Consider the following 17772-nt stretch of genomic DNA (forward strand, 5'->3'; position numbering starts at 1 on the left):
CAAAAACAACGGTAAAGTGCACAAAGTTTTGAAAGAAAAGTGTACAAAATAACCAAAATTAAAAAAGATAGCCCCCGCAGGGACTATCTTAATAAATACATTAAGTTTTAACTTCTAAGAAGCTCATTCTCAGCAGTTGCAAGCATAAGTTTAATACGGTTAAGCTGATTAACCTCACTTGCACCCGGATCATAGTCAACAGCAACTATATTAGTACCCGGATACTTAAGCCTTAGCTGCTTTATTACACCCTTTCCTACTACATGGTTAGGAAGGCAGCCAAAAGGCTGGGTACAGATGATGTTGGTTGCACCTGACTTAATAAGCTCAATCATTTCACCTGTAAGGAACCAACCTTCTCCGGTCTGATTGCCAAGAGAAACTATCGGCTCAGCAAACTCAGCAAGCTCAGTTATATAGCTTTGCTCCACAAAATGCTTACTCTTTCTAAGAGCCTTTCTGGCCGGCTTTCTAAAGAACTCGATAAGGTCAATTGCCCTATTGCTTATAAAGGCATTTCTCTTACTTTTGCCAAGGGTTTCAGCCTTAAAATTAGTATTGTATGCACTGTAGAGGAGGAAGTCTATAAGGTCAGGAACGACTGCCTCAGCGCCTTCATTTTCAAGGAGATCTACAACACCGTTGTTGGCACTTGGAAGGAATTTAACAAGGATTTCTCCTACTATACCTACCTTGGTCTTAGTAAGTCCTTCTACACGAGGCAGAGTATCAAAGTCCTCTACAATCTGCTTGCAGTTTCTGTTAAAGGTTATCATCGAAGCCTTTTTAAGACTTTCTATACACTTTTTCTCCCACTTCCGGTGAAGCTCGTCAGCAGAGCCTTTTACAAGCTCATAAGGCCTGGTTGCATATAAGACTCTCATGAAAAGGTCACCGTACACAAGAGCCTGAAGGCAGCGAAGAAGGATAGGAGGGGTAGCACTAAAGCCCGGATTCTTCTCAAGTCCCTGAACAGAGAGGGAAATAACAGGGATATGAGCGAGTCCTTCCTTCTTAAGTGCCCTACGGATGAAGCCTATGTAGTTGGATGCACGGCAGCCTCCTCCAGTCTGGCTTATAAAGATTGCAAGTTTGTTTACATCATATTTGCCTGACTTTATTGCACTCATAATCTGACCTACGACTATGAGAGATGGGTAGCAGGCATCATTATTTACATATTTAAGTCCGGTATCGATGACGGAATGTTCATCCGCAAGGAGCTCTATATGGTAGCCACCCCATTCGATAGCAGTTTTAAGCATTTCAAAGTGGATAGGAGACATCTGAGGACAAAGTATGGTATAATCCTTCATTTCCTTTTCAAATACAGCCCTGTCAGTGGCAGAGGAGAAATCAAAGTTCTGCATCGGATTAGCTTCCCTGTCCTTTACCGCAGAAAGGAGAGAGCGGATTCTGATTCTAGCCGCACCGAGGTTATTTACCTCATCTATCTTAAGTACAGTGTATATCTTGCCTGCACGCTCAAGGATATCACTCACCTGATCTGTAGTTACCGCATCCAGACCACACCCAAAGGAATTAAGCTGAATCAAATCAAGAGCAGGATTGGTCTTTACATAGCAGGCAGCCTTATAAAGTCTTGAATGGTACATCCACTGATCCATTACCACAAGAGGACGCTCAACCTGTCCGAGATGTGCCACCGAATCCTCGGTAAGAACAGCAACACCAAAGGAGGTGATAAGTTCAGGTATACCGTGATTTATCTCAGGGTCAATGTGGTATGGCCTTCCCGCAAGAACTATGCCCTTCTTGCCTGTCTCCTTAAGGTAGGCAATTACTTCCTCACCCTTTCTTTCTACATCCTTCTTGGTCTGAAGGAGCTCATTCCAGGCTTCCTTCACAGCAGCCTTTATCTCAGCCTTTGGTATCCTTCCCTCAAACACCTTTACAAGCCTGTCAGCAAGTATCTTCTCAGACTCAAGTGAAAGAAAAGGATTCTCAAAGGTAATGGAAGGGTCGTTAAGTTCTTCCATATTGTTCTTAATATTCTCACCATAAGAGGTAACAATAGGGCAATTGTAGTGGTTATTTGAGTCAGGTGTCTCATTGCGCTCGTATATTACACAAGGGTAGAATATATGCTTTACTCCCTTTTTGAGAAGCCACATAACGTGGCCGTGTGCAATCTTAGCAGGATAGCACTCAGACTCACTTGGAATTGACTCAATACCAAGCTCGTATATACTCCTGCTTGAACGTGGAGAAAGCACAACTCTAAAACCAAGCTTGGTAAAGAAAGTAAACCAAAGAGGATAATTTTCATACATGTTAAGCACTCTTGGAATACCAATAGTTCCTCTTGTGGCTTCTTTCTCAGTGAGAGCCTTGTAACCGAAGGTTCTCTGCATCTTATACTCAAAAAGATTAGGTATATTGTCCTTGTTCTTTTCAAGACCGAGACCTCTTTCACATCTGTTACCTGAGATATAGTGTCTTCCACCTGTAAATGTATTGACAGTAAGCATACAGTGGTTATTACACTTTTGGCATCTCTCCATATTTGTCTCATAGCTAAGATTTTTAATCTGCTCGTAGGAAAGAGTGGTGGTCTCATCACCCTGCCTGTAGTGCTTTCTTGCTATAAGGGCAGCACCGAAAGCACCCATTATACCTGCAATGTCAGGCCTTATAGCCTTGGTGCCTGATACCTTCTCAAAGCTCCTTAGCACAGCGTCATTGTAGAAGGTTCCACCCTGAACTACTATATTTTCGCCCAAATCCTTAGGGTCTGTGAGCTTAATAACCTTTAGAAGGGCATTTTTAATAACCGAATAAGCAAGACCGGCAGAAATGTCTGCTACACTTGCACCCTCTTTTTGCGCCTGTTTAACCTTGGAGTTCATAAACACCGTACAACGTGAACCCAGGTCAATAGGATTCTTCGCAAGAAGGGCAACCTTAGCAAAGTCAGCAACCTCGTAGTTAAGAGACTTAGCGAAGGTTTCTATAAATGAGCCACAGCCCGATGAACAGGCTTCGTTAAGCTGAATGCCGTCAACTGTGCCGTCTTTTATCTTTATACACTTCATATCCTGACCACCGATGTCGAGGATACAGTCTACCTTCGGATTGAAGAAGGAAGCGGCAGTATAGTGAGCAACAGTCTCAACCTCACCCTCATCAAGAAGGAAGGCTGCCTTAAGCAATGCCTCGCCGTAGCCTGTAGAACAGCTTCTTGCTATCTTGCAGTCCTTTGGCATGAGTTCATGTATTTCGTTAAATGCTTTAATGGAGGTCTTAAGAGGACTTCCGTTATTACTGCTGTAGAATGAATAGAGAAGGGTGCCATCCTCAGCTACAACAGCTACCTTGGTAGTGGTAGAGCCTGCATCTATACCAAGGAAGCATTTTCCGTGGTAATCTGCAAGATTTCCTTTCTTTACCTCAGCCTTCTTATGTTCAGCCTTAAAAGCCTCGTATTCTTCCTCGCTGTTAAAGAGAGGCTCAAGCCTAGCTACCTCAAAATCCATACTAACCTTGTTGTGAAGAGTATTGTGAAGCTGGGAAAGAGTCGTAGCCTTCTCATACTTAGAGCTCATAGCAGCACCCATAGCTGCAAAAAGATGTGAACCCTCAGGAGCAACTATGTTCTCTGGTCCTAATTCAAGGGTTCTTACAAAGGCAGCCTGTAGCTCAGTAAGGAAGTGTAAAGGCCCTCCAAGGAAGGCTACATTTCCTCTGATAGGCTTACCACAGGCAAGACCACTTATGGTCTGATTTACAACAGCCTGAAAGATGGATGCGGCAAGGTCAGGCTTGGTAGCTCCATCATTTATAAGAGGCTGTATATCCGACTTTGCAAATACTCCACAACGTGCGGCTATCGGATAGATGGACTGGTAGCTCTTTGCATATTCATTAAGGCCAGCTGCATCAGTCTTTAAGAGGCTTGCCATCTGGTCAATGAAGGAGCCTGTACCACCTGCACAGATACCGTTCATTCTCTGCTCGATTCCACCGGTAAAGTAGATGATTTTGGCATCCTCGCCACCAAGCTCTATTGCCACATCAGTCTGTGGTGCAAAGGTCTTAAGGGCTGTTGCCACCGCAATAACCTCTTGAACAAAAGGTATATCAAGATGCTTTGAGAGGGTAAGACCGCCAGAGCCTGTTATCATCGCATACACATCCACATTGCCACAGGTCTTTATTGCGTCGTGCAAAAGAGAAGCAAGAGTCTCCTGGATATTGGCGTAGTGCCTTTGATAGTCCGAAAAGAGTACTTTCAGGTTATCGTCTATAAGAGCAACCTTAACTGTAGTAGAGCCTATGTCTATACCTAGGCGATACTTTGTTTCTGACATAAAATATTCTCCATTCTAAACGAAGACAAGGCATATATAAGCCTTAGCTTCATTGAAATATATTTGACACAATTAGTTTGAATCCACGATATTATACCACAACGAAAAAAAAAGGACAGTAGAAAAATTTTACAAAAATGTGTTTAATTAGATACATTTTCCCTCAAATATTCACGAAACAGGTTATAACACAGAATTAACACAAAACTGTATTATTCTATCTTTCATACATATTTAGTAATTTGTTGACAAGGGTTTTAATAAAATTTATAATAGTATGGTATATCCTATAAGGATATAAGTGTCAAAGATATATAATATGGGATAGACTTGAGTGCTGCTTAGCTTATTATTCTTTGGCATACAAAAAAATAGGAGAATATGATGAATAATTTTCTGGATAAAATGGAAATGAAGTTTGGGAGATTTGCTATTAAGAATCTCATGCTATATATAATAGGAGTATACATAGTAGGTGCCCTGATATCGGTGGTCAATCCTCTATTTTATATTTCCTATCTCTCATTAAATATTGAAAAGATTATGCAGGGGCAGGTATGGAGGCTTATTACCTTTATTTTGGAGCCTATGGCAAGCGTAAGTGGTGGAACTTCAGTCATCTTTTTTTGTATTACACTTTATTTTTACTGGATACTGGGAACGAACCTGGAATATGCCTGGGGCACTTTTAGATTCAATGTTTACTATCTTTCGGGAATTATTTTTAATATAATCGCTGCAATTATCACATACGCAGTGACAGGAGACGGACTATCGGGAATGTACTTCGGACTTAATTACATCAACGAATCCCTTCTTCTTGCGTATTGTGCGATGTATCCTGATTATCAGGTACTCCTCATGTTTGTTCTTCCTATCAAGATGAAGTACCTCGGTATCTTCTACGGTGCCTTTGTAGTGCTTCAGATAGTGCAGAACGCTGCTGCAGGCAACTTCATGTTTGCGATTGCAATAGTTGTTGCTATGCTTAACTTTATATGGTTTTACTTTTCAACCAAGAATTACAGGCAGAAGCTTAATAACAGGATGCGGAGAATGAAGTTCGAATCAAGAAATAAGGCCGGCGAGAGAAGCTTCCGCACAGAAACGGGGATTGCTAGACATAAATGTGCAATTTGCGGTAGGACGGAGCTTGACGATCCAAACCTGGAGTTCAGATTCTGTTCAAAATGTGATGGAAACTATGAATACTGCAACGAGCATTTATTTACACATCAGCATATAAAAAAGCAATAGAATTTTCTTTAATAAAATATAAGTGAGGACATTATAATGAGTAAGAAAACAAGCGCTATGTTGGATATTAAGAAGGGCAGGAACCTTGAAAGAAGCCTCCCTGCATTTGCAGGCGAGCTATCCGCAGTTTATGGGAAGGCAGCAATTCTTAATCTCTCAATGAACTATGCAAACTATTTTGTAAATACAAAGGAAAAGGAAACCGATAGGAGCTTTGATGGAGCAAAGAAGAAAATAAATGCTCTCATTAAGTCTGTTATAGTGGATGGAGATTTTTCTAAGGAGAGCATAGAGGAAGCCGAAAAAATTAGGGAAGAGGTTAAAGAAGGGGTAGATGCAGCAACTGCCTTCTTAAGTGCCTTTGAGAACTTTAACTACGTGCTTTCAAGAAAGCTTCCAAACAAAGAATACGACGGAAAAGAATTTGACACAGATGACGAAGCAAGAAAAATCCTTGCTTATATCTTTGAAGATGATGACAATATCGCTATCAATTCCAAGATTCAGAGAGTGATATCTGAACTTCCCATCAGATACACTAAGGGCAAGTTCTTCGATATCATCGAGAACTCAGTAGACCGCTACACAGGTGGTCAGAAGAAGGCTCTAAAGGCGTTTGCCTATATGGTTAGGCAGGCAGGTATGATTTACGACCTTGACAAGATGCAGAAGCTCTACCCTGATATTGCGGATGAGTTTGAGTATTATAAGAATTACGAATTTGATAAGGCCACAGTAAAGAAGCTTCTCTCTGAGAGTGCTAAGTTAAATGCGGTTATAGCAAGGTGTTCAGACCTTACAGATGACGGTATCCTGGTTATGGAGGTTGTAAATGACCTCTATGCAGTGCTGCTTAACTGGGATAATATCGATATGGAAGCCGCAGGACTTGAAATTGAAATGATAAAGTTTACCAATGAAAGCTTTGCAAGTGAAGATATGAGCCTTGATGAATTTGATGTGAAGATGGCAGAGATTTTCTCACAGCTTGAGGGTAAACTTGAAAGTATATATGATGAGCTTCACAGCTTTGAAGGCACACTTTTTGATGTACTAAACAGATTCGCTAAGGAGACCTCAGAGTTTGGCTTAGTTAACAAGTACGAAGACCTTCATAAATGCAGCATCTTAAAGCAGGGAAGCCTTTTTGCAGACCTCACAGATCTTGAGGAGACTGGAGTTGTTGAGATTGCCGATTTGGAGGCACTTAAAGAGAAGCTAAAGGCAGAGTTTGAGAGAATATTTGAAGAAGTTGACAGAAGCGTAAGACGTGGAATTATGGCACAGGTCATAGGCAGTGTTCCTGTTTACTTTGAAAATAGAACTGAGGTTATGGATTATATAAGGTCATCCCTCGTTTCTTGCAACAGCAGGGAAGAACTTGTTGGAACTATAAATGCAGTTACTGAAATCATGTGTGAATAAATGGTGATATAATGATAATAATAGGCGAAACTTTCATTGTGGAAGGACTGATGAAGTCTGACTTGATAAGGGAACAGGTTATAGGTTCCCTTAGGAAGGGGAAGTTTTCGCCTATTGGTGCATTCGGAGTCTTTGAACCACAGAACCCTGCTAACTTATACGAGATTATTGCTCTCAATGAGTTCAGGAAGAGTCCATACCAAAAAGGCTGTTATAAGCTGATTGGGCTTACAGGCTCAAAGAAAGAAGCAATTATGCTTGTCGCAAGGCTTTGGCTTAAGAAAGAAAAGCGAAAGAGGTGAGTACAATGGGGATTATCGGTGTTTTACTTGCCATACTAAAAGTGATAGGCATTATATTACTGAGTATACTAGGCTTGCTTCTCATTATAATACTGCTGTTTTTATTTGTTCCTTTTGTGTATAAAATAAGAGTAAAATACGTAGGTAAGCAGCTTGAGGCAGATGGAGAGGTTAGTTTCTTATTTAGATTGTTAAGGGCAAGAGCCATTTATAAAGAGGAGCTTAGCTATGAAGCGAAGGCTGCCTTTTTTACACTGATATCAAGTAAAAAAGCTGATGAAGACAAAGAGGATGGCAAAGAGAGGCGTAAAGAAAACAAAGCCGCAGATGTCAAGGCAGAGGATACAAGCCTAAAAACAACAGAAGCTAGAACATCTACCGGGATAACAGAGCGGAAAGCAGCTAAGGTAGAGGCAGATAGTAAACAGGTAAACAATCAACCGGAATCTATTAAGCAGGAAGATAGTAATATAGTAGATGGCACACAGATAGACCGTAAACAAGAGGTGTGCGGGCAAGTAAACGAAGAAAATAAGGTGGGCAAAAAGGCAAAAAGAAAGAAAGAAAAAAAGCAAAAAAGCAAAAAAACCAAGAAAAAATATAATATCTTTGCTAAAATAGAGGAAATAAAAGAAAAGATTGATGCTAAGTGGACTGCATTTAAGGAAGACTTTCTTAGCCTTAACAATAAAAAGGAAGCAGTGCTTAAGTTTATAAATGCAGAGGGCACGGCAGATGGAATCTTTTATCTTCTAACTCAGTCTAAAATACTTGTTAAAATGATATTGCCGAAAAAGATAAAGGGCTGGCTTAGATTTGGCACAGGAGATGTATACACCGAAGGGCAGTATCTTACTTACCTTTGCTTTGTATATCCTCTGTATGCGGGAAAGTTTGACATTTTACCTGAATGGGACGAAGAAGTGATAGAAGTGGATGCTTCATTTTCAGGGAAAATAAGGATGTTTGCTATGCTTTTGATAGGATTAAAGCTTTTATTTAGTAAGAAGGTTAAGGCATTATTAAGGAATTTCAACAGATGTAAAAAGAGTTTTGCTAAGGCTTAAAGGAGGAAGTGATGGCCAGTAATAATTTTGATGAAACAATGGCTGCATTGTTTAAGGGAATGGATGGTTTTATAACCAGCAAGACAGTGGTAGGAGATGCAATTAAATTTGAAGACGGAACGACCATTCTTCCGCTTGTGGATGTGTCTTTTGGTGCAGGAGCGGGAGCCTTTGCCAGTGAGTCGAAGAAAAAGGACAACGGGGTAGGCGCTATGTCCGGCAAGATTACACCTAGCTCAGTCCTTGTTATCAAAAATGGCAATGTAAGGCTTGTTAATATCAAGAACCAGGATACAATAACCAGGCTTTTAGATATGATACCAGACCTTTCAGAGAAGTTTTCAAAAATGATGAATAAGAATAAAGAGGACAAAACTTCTGAAGGCAGTGCAGAAGACAAGATGCCCGAGACTGAAGAAGATATAGCTAAGAAGTTGAACAAATAAACAACTAAGACTTCCCATACCTAAAATGGGATCCGTACCTTGAAAATTCAATACTTCAGCTACTAAAATAACGATTTATGCCACTACAGCCTCCGGATGGAGCGCACTACGCAGATATTCAGGTAGTCTTGCTTCAAAATCAGCAGTAAAAGCAGTCAACTGCTCATCACTGAGCTTTAAGATTACCTGAAGGCTTGCCATCAAGGCATCCATCAGGATGCCAAGTGATCTGCTGAAAGTAATGTCTGCCATTTCATCGACAAGGAAGAAGAACAACTCACCAAGGGTTCTCTGATCTTCATTTTGACGTTGCTCCATTGCAATTAACATATATCTGGTAAGCACAATTGCTACGTGGGCTGTTAGTGCATCATAAGATAAGCTATGGCATTCTCCAATAAGATTCAGCATAGATTTGCAGGTTTTGAAAAAAACCTCAATTTGCCAGCGTTTTCCATAAATACGGATAATCTCTTCTTCGGAAAGGGTAGTATCTGTGCAGATAAAAGCAAGCCAGTCCTTGCGATTAGCTTTGTTCCTTACACAAACAATCTTTGCCGGAATTGGATTCTCCTTTCCTACCATAACACAGACAGAAAGCAGATACTTTGATTTGCCACGGCGCTTTTTGTTCCGGGAATAGATCTCTTTGATATTCAGTTGCTCACCACAGTGTGAATACTTGATTCGACTGCTTTTCTTAATCATAGCAATTACGTCCATACCTTTTGAATGGATAGCTGTGATTTGAGCGGGGTTTGAAAACCAGGAATCAAAAAGGACATAATCAGCTTTCAGCCCTGCACTGAGAGCAGTATCCAACAGTGTCATCATTGCTTCAGGAGCTTTTGTCTGAGCAAGTTTACGCCTTTTACCTGCAAGGGTTCTGTTATCAAAGTGTTTTACAGGACCGATGATATTTGTATCTTTTGCAGATGCTAACAAGCAGCTGTTCACCGGGATAAGTGTATTTCCATCGCTCCAGCTTAAGGTAAGCATACGAAATCCTTTTTTGAAATGCATATCCGTGTGATCGAAAACCTTTGACCCCAGCTCAGTTTTCTTGCAGCTGGTGCGATTGAAAAGACTGTCATCAATGATGAAAACATTTTTCCTTTTATCATCTGTTAGGTTTTTGAGATCATTATTTACGATGTCAGCAGCAAGAAGAGAAGTAAAACGAAGCCAGTTTGTTTTTACCGAATTAAGGAAACGATAAAAAGTGTTCTTTGAAAAATCTTCCTTAAAAGAACCGGTACGTTGTTGCATATACATACTTCTTCCAACGAAAATGTTGCTGAGTTTGTAACGAAGCAAAGAAACAGGTGAAACACCTTTTTCTTTCATCCCATTACATCTGGCAATAAGCCTGCCAACATGATGTCTGGAAAAAAATCTTCGAACACAGTCAATTAAGTTATTCTCATCGAAATGATTTTGTGTTATACTGGACATGGCATAAATCTCCTTTGTACAATGGTTTCTTGTCAATTCCATTATACCAAACTGGGTAGGTTTATGCCATTCTTTATTGGCTGAAATATTGAATTTTCAAGGTTCAACACACCGTATTGGTGTGGGAAGTCTTAGTAAACAATAATAACAGAGGTGAAAGAGGTTAATATGGTTGGTAATCTTACTTTACTTACAGATTTTTATGAACTTACTATGATGCAGGGATATTTTAAGAATAAGAAAGACCCTGTGGTGGTTTTTGATATGTTTTACAGGCAAAATCCTTCGGACAATGGCTTTGCTATAGCAGCAGGTCTTGAACAGGTTATAGATGTTATCAAAAACCTTAATTTCAACTATGAAGATGTGGAATATCTCCGTTCGCTTGGAATGTTTGACGAGGATTTTCTTGATTATCTTTCAGGCTTTCATTTTACGGGAGACATATATGCAGTACCTGAAGGAACTGTAGTATTCCCTATGGAGCCACTTGTTAAGGTGGTTGCACCTATCATGCAGGCTCAGCTTGTAGAGACAGTCATACTTAACCTTATCAACCATCAGAGTCTTATAGCTACCAAGGCAGCAAGAGTATGCTACGCTGCCGAGGGGGACTTTGTTATGGAGTTTGGCTTAAGACGTGCTCAGGGGCCTGATGCGGGTACACTTGGAGCAAGGGCTGCTGTTATAGGAGGCTGTGCAGGCACAAGTAATGTAATCTGCGCCAAGAAGTTTGGAGTTCCTGTCCTTGGAACCCATGCGCACAGCTGGATAATGAGCTTCCCTGACGAATACACTGCATTCAAGGAATATGCCATGCTTTATCCGGGCAATGCAATCCTTTTAGCGGATACCTATGATACTCTTCGCTCGGGAGTGCCTAATGCAATTAAGGTATTTACCGAAATGAAGGAAGCAGGAATAAAGTTTGGAAAATACGGTATCAGGCTTGACAGTGGAGACCTTGCCTATATATCAAAGAAGGCAAGAAAGATGCTTGATGAGGCAGGATTTAATGATGCAAGCATAGTTGCATCCTCTGATCTTGATGAGAACCTTATATCTTCACTTAAGCTGCAAAAGGCAAGCATAGACTCTTGGGGAGTTGGAACCAAGCTGATAACAAGTGCGGATTGTCCTGCCTTTGGTGGAGTGTATAAGCTTGCGGCTATGCAGAAGGAAGATGGTACCTTTGAGCCTAAGATTAAGCTTTCAGAGAATACCTGGAAGATAACCAATCCCGGTGACAAGACCATATTTAGAATATATGACCTTGAAGGCAAGATTAAGGGAGATCTTATAGCATTTTCAGATGAGTACATATCAGAAGATGAAGAATATATGATGTTTGACCCTATAGAAACCTGGAAAAAGACCCGTTTGATGCCGGGTGAATTCAAGGTAAGAGAGCTTCTTAAGCCGGTGTTTATCAAGGGACAGTGCGTATATACCTCTCCTAGCGTAATGGAGATTAGAGAATATTGTGAGAAGGAATTAAACACACTTTGGGATGAAACCAGACGTCTTGTCAATCCACACGAGGTACACGTAGATTTGACACAGAGACTATGGGATGCAAAGAAAAAGCTTTTAGATGATTACAACAATGCTCTTCAGACCAATAAGCATGCAACGGAGCTTAAATAGGAGACAGGATGAGGACGATAATAGTAGTTTTGTACTTAGTTATATTTGGGGTGTTTAGCTTATTTGCCCTGCCGTTTCTTTGGCTTGTAGGCAAATTCAATGAGAAATTAAAGCAAAAGATAAGCCAAAGCATAGTAAAATCGGCCTTTGGAAAGATACTCTTCATCTCGGGAATTAAGAAGAATGTCATAGGACTTGAGAGGATACCCAAAGATGAGTCGGTTCTCTTTATCTTTAACCACAGAGGTTTCTTTGATATAATCCTCGCCTACTATACAGTGCCTGTGCTGGCAAGCTTTGTTTCAAAGAAGGAAATTGCCAAGGTTCCGGGTCTTAGGGTATGGATGAGAAATATCAAATGTGTGTTCCTGGACAGAGAGAATCCGAGAGAGGGTATAAAGGCAATACTTAAAGGTATTGAGAATATCCAAAGGGGTACCTCGATGTTCATCTCTCCTGAGGGAACAAGAAACAGCGCAGAGGGCCTTCTTCCGTTTAAGCCGGGCAGCCTTAAGATGGCTGAAAAGGCGGGATGCCCTATAGTTCCTGTTGCCATAACCAATTCTGACAAGGTATTTGAGAACCATCTGCCTTGGATAAAGAGTAACCGGATGACTATAGAATACGGAGAACCAATTTATATTCACGAGCTATCTAAGGAATCAAGAGCGGAACTTCTTGAGTTATCAAGAGAAGAGGTTCTTAAGCTCTATGAGAAAAACACACAACTGGCACTATAAAAAAGTTAAAAACTGGATATTTATTACATGCCAAAAATCCTTTATCATATAACCACTAAAGAGACTTACGCTTTAGGGAAGAAAGGAGTTTTGATATGAATAATGTAAGCAAAGAAATGGTTAAAACAGGTACGGATAACAGGGTAAAGAAGCTTGCCTTGGCTGCACTTTTTGCGGCCTTATCCTATATAGGTTTTCAGGTATTTAGATTTGATATACCTGTAGGTACAGAGAAGACTGCATTTCACCTTGGTAATACCTTTGTGGCACTTGGCGCACTTTTCATAGGAGGAGCCATGGGAGGCTCAGCAGGAGCTGTAGGACTTACCATAGCGGACCTTACGAGTGGTTACGCTACAAGCGCACCAAAGACCTTTATACTTAAGCTTCTCATCGGTCTTATTGTAGGGCTGGTGGCACATAAGGGATTTAAGATTAATGAAATAGTCGAGAAGAAGAAGCTCGTACTTGCTACAGTTTGTTCAGCATCCTGCGGTTTGCTTTTCAACATAATAGCAGATCCTCTTGTAGGATATTTCTACAAACAGTATGTACTTGGGCTTCCACAGGAAATATCCGAAGCATTTGCCAAGATTTCAGCTCTTACAACCTCTGTAAATGCTGTAGCTTCGGTTGTATTTGCAACTGTTCTTTATCTTGCACTTAGGCCTGTCCTTAAAAAGGAAGGATTCTTACACTAAAATTGGCATTTACCAAATAAATGTATGCCCCCAATCTCATCATTTAATAAAAGAGCTGTGTGCGTTCGCACACAGCTCTTGGTATAGGAGGATTTGTAGGTATCTATGGTAAAAATAGGTTGTCTTTTTCCATACTTTTAAGTATTATGCTGTATTCCCTTTCATCTAAGTCATAAAGCTTTGCTACCCTATGGTCTAATTCATTATAAAGCTTAATCGTCCTAAAGGCATCGGCTTTGACACCCAGTCCAAGTATCTTGTCTACAACTTCAATTATCTTTTCCTGCTCGGAAACACCCACTACAGGGATAGGAATCCTCTCAATATGTGACCTGAGAACCTTCACCGAGTCAAACATCTTCCTAAAGTAAAACTGAGCTATCCTCGAGTTTAATATACCCATCACGTACTTAATAAAAAGCCCCGGAATCTGTGGTATAAGCACATTACAGCTATTTAGTGTGAGAGTGTTTTTATTATCATAAGCCATAACTATCTGGTTGCAGATGAATCTGTATATAAGCTTTTCCCTGACTCTATAGTGCTCTGTTGGCGCCACCTGTTGATAAAGTTCAGGCTTAAACTCTATATATCTGCCTGAGTTTTTGGACTTGAACTTAAATACATTGCTTCCGCTAAGTATCTGCTCATTTTTATCTGTCTTCTCATCAGTTATAAATCTCTTGTTATCTCCGGTAATTATACCGAGTGCAAAGGTGGACTGCCCGGCTAGTGTGGTATGTCCGGGAGTATCTTTTATCTTTCCTATTATAAGATATTCCTCGTCAGTTGTATTGAAAGTGCAGTAGTCAGCATTAAATTCCCTATCGATATCGATGGTATACTCTCTTTTTTCTTCCTTAACCCTCATTCCTATTGCTGAAAACGGAGAATCAGTATATTTCATCTGCAATATCACGCTCGGACAGTGTACATTGTCAAAAGTTTTGCTTAAGAATTCAATATAATCAAACGAGCATCTTTCCAGTATTAATTTCCTGATAGGAGTATGCGATTTAACATTTAGTATCGCCTGTGGAAGGATGAATGAAAGGATGCCGTTTGTCTTAAGATTCCTTAGTGCCTGTTCAATAAATATGTCGTAGGACTCTATAGATAGAGTAGTCGCACATTCAAACTTGTCACGAAGCTTTAACTTCTCCTCGTGTGAATAACGATAACCCCAAGGCGGATTGCCTATGATGTAGTCAAACTTTTTATTTCTTGGGAAGTACAGATAATCAGCCTCGGTAATGTGGCTGTAAATAAGCTTAGCATCACTTATCTTGTACCTTAGGGCATAGTTTATGCGGGCAAGTTTTACGCTCACGCTGTCTATATCGTTGGCGTAGACATTATTGTAGTCAAAGCAGCCAGGAATCTGTAATATAAAGTTACCTGTTCCACAACAAGGATCCATTATCTTTTTTTGCTCCATTTTGCCAGTTAGCTTAAGGTTGTCACAAAGCCTTTTTGCTACCTTTGAAGGGGTGTAATAGCAGCCCTGAAACTTCCTGTCCCTGGAGCTTTTAAGTGAAATGTACAAAAGACCTATTACATCAACAGCATCCTCATACACGTAGTCAGTTCCAAAGAGCTCGGGGTACTCATCTGCTATGTCATCTACGCCCTCAACACCGCCTATAAGGTCGTCTACCAAGAAGGCATAAGGTGAAATAGAGAGCTTCTTTTTTAGGAATGCTCTAAGAATATTAGAATCTGCTTTTATACTAAACCTCGAGACCATAAGCTTTAGGGCACAGTCTGCAAGGAGGGACAACAATATATCGTTGGTAACCTCAATCTTATTATCATTGACTACATTTAAGATGCTTTGAACAGGCAGCAAATTCTTGGAATCCCCCGGTATATACGAGTCATATAGGCTGATTCCGGATACAAAGGACTTGTTTCTTCTGCTTTTAAGAGCAGAATTATCCCCATTTGCGATATCAAATTTAAGACTTTGAACATATTCTATAGAGAAATACGTCGTACCTGATTCTGCAGGGATGAGCTTGCCAAGCTTTACCCAGTTCTTTGCAGTTGCCTCTGAAATGGATAATTCTCTACATACATCAGCCAGAGAAAGCATGTTTTTATCAGAATTCATTTTCATCTCAAACCTCCCCCATATCAAGCCGGTACTCATGTCAAAACTAATTATTTGTTCCTAATCTTATTATAGTCTTTAAAATGACTATTGTCGATATAAATATAATATTTTAAATTTATATATATGGGTGTGATATAAGTAAAAGTTCTAACCAAATCTAAAACAACGTGAATGTTGTATAGAAAATTACAGATTATAAAGACAAATTACCAGTTACATTCAAACCAAAATATAGTATAATGAAACAAGCAGGTACAAGTATCAATGGGCGTCAAATACCCTGACACCCACATCAGCAAATAAAAATTCTATCAGCGGCTTGATTACAGGAGAAAGCATTATCTCCTCACCAATAAGCCACAGCTAAAGGAGGCAATTATGGAAAACTTCGTACACTCAATACCTACCGAGCTCTATTTTGGCAAAGGACAGATATCAAAGCTTGGGGATGCTCTTAACAGATTTGGTAAAAGAGTACTTCTTACCTATGGAGGCGGCTCCATCAAGAAGATGGGGCTCTATGATGAAGTGATGAAGATACTCTCAGAAGGCGGATTTACAGTAGTTGAATGTGATGGCATAGAGCCTAATCCAAGAATAGAATCAGTTATTAAGGGAGTCAAACTCTGCAAGGAAAACAACATAGATGTTGTACTTTCTGTAGGTGGAGGAAGTACGCTAGACTGCTCTAAGGCCATAGCCTGTGGAGTGTACTTTGAAGGTGACGACCTGTGGAAGATGGTTAAGTCTGAGTGGAAGCTAAAAAAAGCCCTTCCTCTGGTGGATATCCTTACCCTTAGCGCAACAGGCTCAGAGTTTGACGGAGCAGGCGTTATAAGCAATATGGCAACAGATGAAAAGATAGGCGCAATGTTCACCTATCCCGCAGTATCCATCTGTGACCCTACCTATACATTTAGCGTATCAAAGTACCAGACAGCAGCGGGTTCAGCAGATATCATGAGTCACATCATGGAGGGGTATTTCTCAAGAACTGATGACTGCGATATATCAGATGGAATTGCTGAGACTGTGCTAAAGACTGTCATTAAGAATCTCCCTCTAGCTCTTAGAGAGCCTGATAACTACACTGCAAGGGGTAATCTTATGATGGCTTCATCAGTAGCCTGCTCCGGCATACCTGAGTACGGAAAGCAAGGCACAGGCTGGCCATGTCATGGCTTAGAGCATGAGCTTTCAGCATTTTATGATATCACCCACGGTGTAGGACTAGCTATCCTTACACCTAGATGGATGAGGCATATACTTAAAAAAGATGCATCAACCACAGGCAGGTTTGTGCGCTTTGCAAAGAATGTCTGGGGGCTTTCAGGAGGAAGTGAAGAGGTGCTTGCTCTTAAGGGAATATATGCACTTGAGTCCTTCTTTAAGGAGTCAGGCATTGCATCAAACCTTACTGAGCTTAATATTACGGAGGAATACTTTGGCAAAATGGCAGACCACCTTGAGGCAGAAGCAGACCTTAAGAATGCCTATGTACCTTTAACCAAAGAGGATATAATAGAGATATATAAGGCATGTCTGTAAATCAGATATATTATCGGTCTTATTATTATCTTCCCCCCACATCGATATATAAAAATACTATGTAAGAAGTGCGTGCCCTGCATGCACTTCTTTGACGCTATATTTATTATTCCTTAAGAAATTGTTTTGAAAAAAGTAAACACTAATTTTAAAAATAAGCTATAATAGTATTATAAAAGAGGTTATCTATGGATTTATAGCCGTTAAACCACCATAATATTAACAAGGAGGCAGATTATGGATTTTCAATTTTGGCTTATGGCATTTATAATACTGGTTGTGATGGAATTCCTTACTATGGGACTCACAACTATATGGTTTGCAATCGGTGCACTGGTATCATTTTTTGCGAGTCTCTTTGGAGCCAGTGCTTGGATTCAGATTGTCTTGTTCTTAGTTGTTTCCCTGGTTGTCCTTATTGTATACAGACCTCTTGCTGTTAAATACGTCAATTCAAGAAGGACAAAGACCAATGTTGACGACCTTATAGGCAGAGAAGCTAAGGTGGTTGAAAAAATTGACAATCTTAATGAGACAGGAAGAGTCTTGCTAAATGGCATTGACTGGTCTGCCAGATCAACCTTAACAGGAGGTGTCATTGAAGAGGACACAATAGTCAAGGTAATGGAGGTACAGGGCGTTAAACTAATAGTTGAACCGTTAATTACAGAGGAAACAAAGAGGTTGTCTCCTGCAGAAGGCTTACAGGAAAACTTTGATTGATACTGAATGTATTA

General features: G+C 40.2%; 13 protein-coding genes. 10 read left to right on the forward strand and 3 right to left on the reverse strand.

Translation table 11 applies throughout. The features are described from left to right. Window positions 1–107: 107 nt before the first annotated feature. Window positions 108–4331: a 2-hydroxyacyl-CoA dehydratase gene (locus JJN12_RS01720; protein ID WP_208428073.1), complete on the reverse strand. Its 4224-nt coding sequence runs from the start codon at window positions 4329–4331 to the stop codon at window positions 108–110. Window positions 4332–4715: 384 nt separating this feature from the next. Between JJN12_RS01720 and JJN12_RS01725 the strand changes: the two genes are divergently transcribed. The 5 genes from JJN12_RS01725 to JJN12_RS01745 are packed head-to-tail and all read left to right on the forward strand — an operon-like array spanning window position 4716 to window position 8828. Then, complete coding sequence (locus JJN12_RS01725) at window positions 4716–5588, forward strand: hypothetical protein (RefSeq protein WP_208428074.1); 873 nt, start codon at window positions 4716–4718, stop codon at window positions 5586–5588. Between the two features lie 36 nt (window positions 5589–5624). Next, entirely contained in the window at window positions 5625–7013 is a 1389-nt protein-coding gene (locus JJN12_RS01730) for a hypothetical protein (RefSeq protein ID WP_208428075.1), read from the forward strand. 11 nt (window positions 7014–7024) lie between these two features. Continuing rightward, the gene (locus JJN12_RS01735; protein ID WP_208428076.1) at window positions 7025–7315 is read left to right on the forward strand and encodes a hypothetical protein; all 291 of its coding nucleotides are present in this window, start codon (window positions 7025–7027) and stop codon (window positions 7313–7315) included. Between the two features lie 5 nt (window positions 7316–7320). Beyond that, window positions 7321–8382 (forward strand): hypothetical protein, encoded by a 1062-nt coding sequence (locus JJN12_RS01740; RefSeq protein ID WP_208428077.1) that lies wholly within the window; start codon window positions 7321–7323, stop codon window positions 8380–8382. Window positions 8383–8393: 11 nt separating this feature from the next. Further along, on the forward strand, window positions 8394–8828 hold the full coding sequence (locus JJN12_RS01745; RefSeq protein WP_208428078.1) for a GerW family sporulation protein: 435 nt from the start codon (window positions 8394–8396) through the stop codon (window positions 8826–8828). A 75-nt stretch (window positions 8829–8903) separates the two neighbouring features. Here JJN12_RS01745 and JJN12_RS01750 read toward each other — a convergent pair whose 3' ends face one another. Continuing rightward, a complete protein-coding gene (locus tag JJN12_RS01750; protein WP_208428079.1) occupies window positions 8904–10283 on the reverse strand; it encodes an IS4 family transposase in 1380 nt (459 codons plus the stop codon). 168 nt (window positions 10284–10451) lie between these two features. On the opposite strand from JJN12_RS01750, the gene JJN12_RS01755 reads away from it, so the two are divergent. The 3 genes from JJN12_RS01755 (at window position 10452) to JJN12_RS01765 (ending at window position 13371) form a co-directional block, all read left to right on the forward strand. Beyond that, complete coding sequence (locus tag JJN12_RS01755; RefSeq protein ID WP_208428080.1) at window positions 10452–11930, forward strand: nicotinate phosphoribosyltransferase; 1479 nt, start codon at window positions 10452–10454, stop codon at window positions 11928–11930. Window positions 11931–11938: 8 nt separating this feature from the next. After that, a complete protein-coding gene (locus JJN12_RS01760) occupies window positions 11939–12670 on the forward strand; it encodes a lysophospholipid acyltransferase family protein (RefSeq protein WP_208428081.1) in 732 nt (243 codons plus the stop codon). Between the two features lie 95 nt (window positions 12671–12765). Then, window positions 12766–13371 (forward strand): ECF transporter S component, encoded by a 606-nt coding sequence (locus JJN12_RS01765; protein ID WP_236013645.1) that lies wholly within the window; start codon window positions 12766–12768, stop codon window positions 13369–13371. 103 nt (window positions 13372–13474) lie between these two features. Here JJN12_RS01765 and JJN12_RS01770 read toward each other — a convergent pair whose 3' ends face one another. Next, a complete protein-coding gene (locus JJN12_RS01770; RefSeq protein ID WP_208428082.1) occupies window positions 13475–15490 on the reverse strand; it encodes a TaqI-like C-terminal specificity domain-containing protein in 2016 nt (671 codons plus the stop codon). Between the two features lie 375 nt (window positions 15491–15865). On the opposite strand from JJN12_RS01770, the gene JJN12_RS01775 reads away from it, so the two are divergent. Next, entirely contained in the window at window positions 15866–17035 is a 1170-nt protein-coding gene (locus tag JJN12_RS01775; RefSeq protein ID WP_208428083.1) for an iron-containing alcohol dehydrogenase, read from the forward strand. A 237-nt stretch (window positions 17036–17272) separates the two neighbouring features. Continuing rightward, a complete protein-coding gene (locus JJN12_RS01780; RefSeq protein WP_208428084.1) occupies window positions 17273–17758 on the forward strand; it encodes an NfeD family protein in 486 nt (161 codons plus the stop codon). Window positions 17759–17772 lie beyond the last annotated feature (14 nt).

The sequence above is a fragment of the Catonella massiliensis genome (assembly GCF_016651435.1).
Taxonomy (GTDB): domain Bacteria; phylum Bacillota; class Clostridia; order Lachnospirales; family Lachnospiraceae; genus Catonella; species Catonella massiliensis.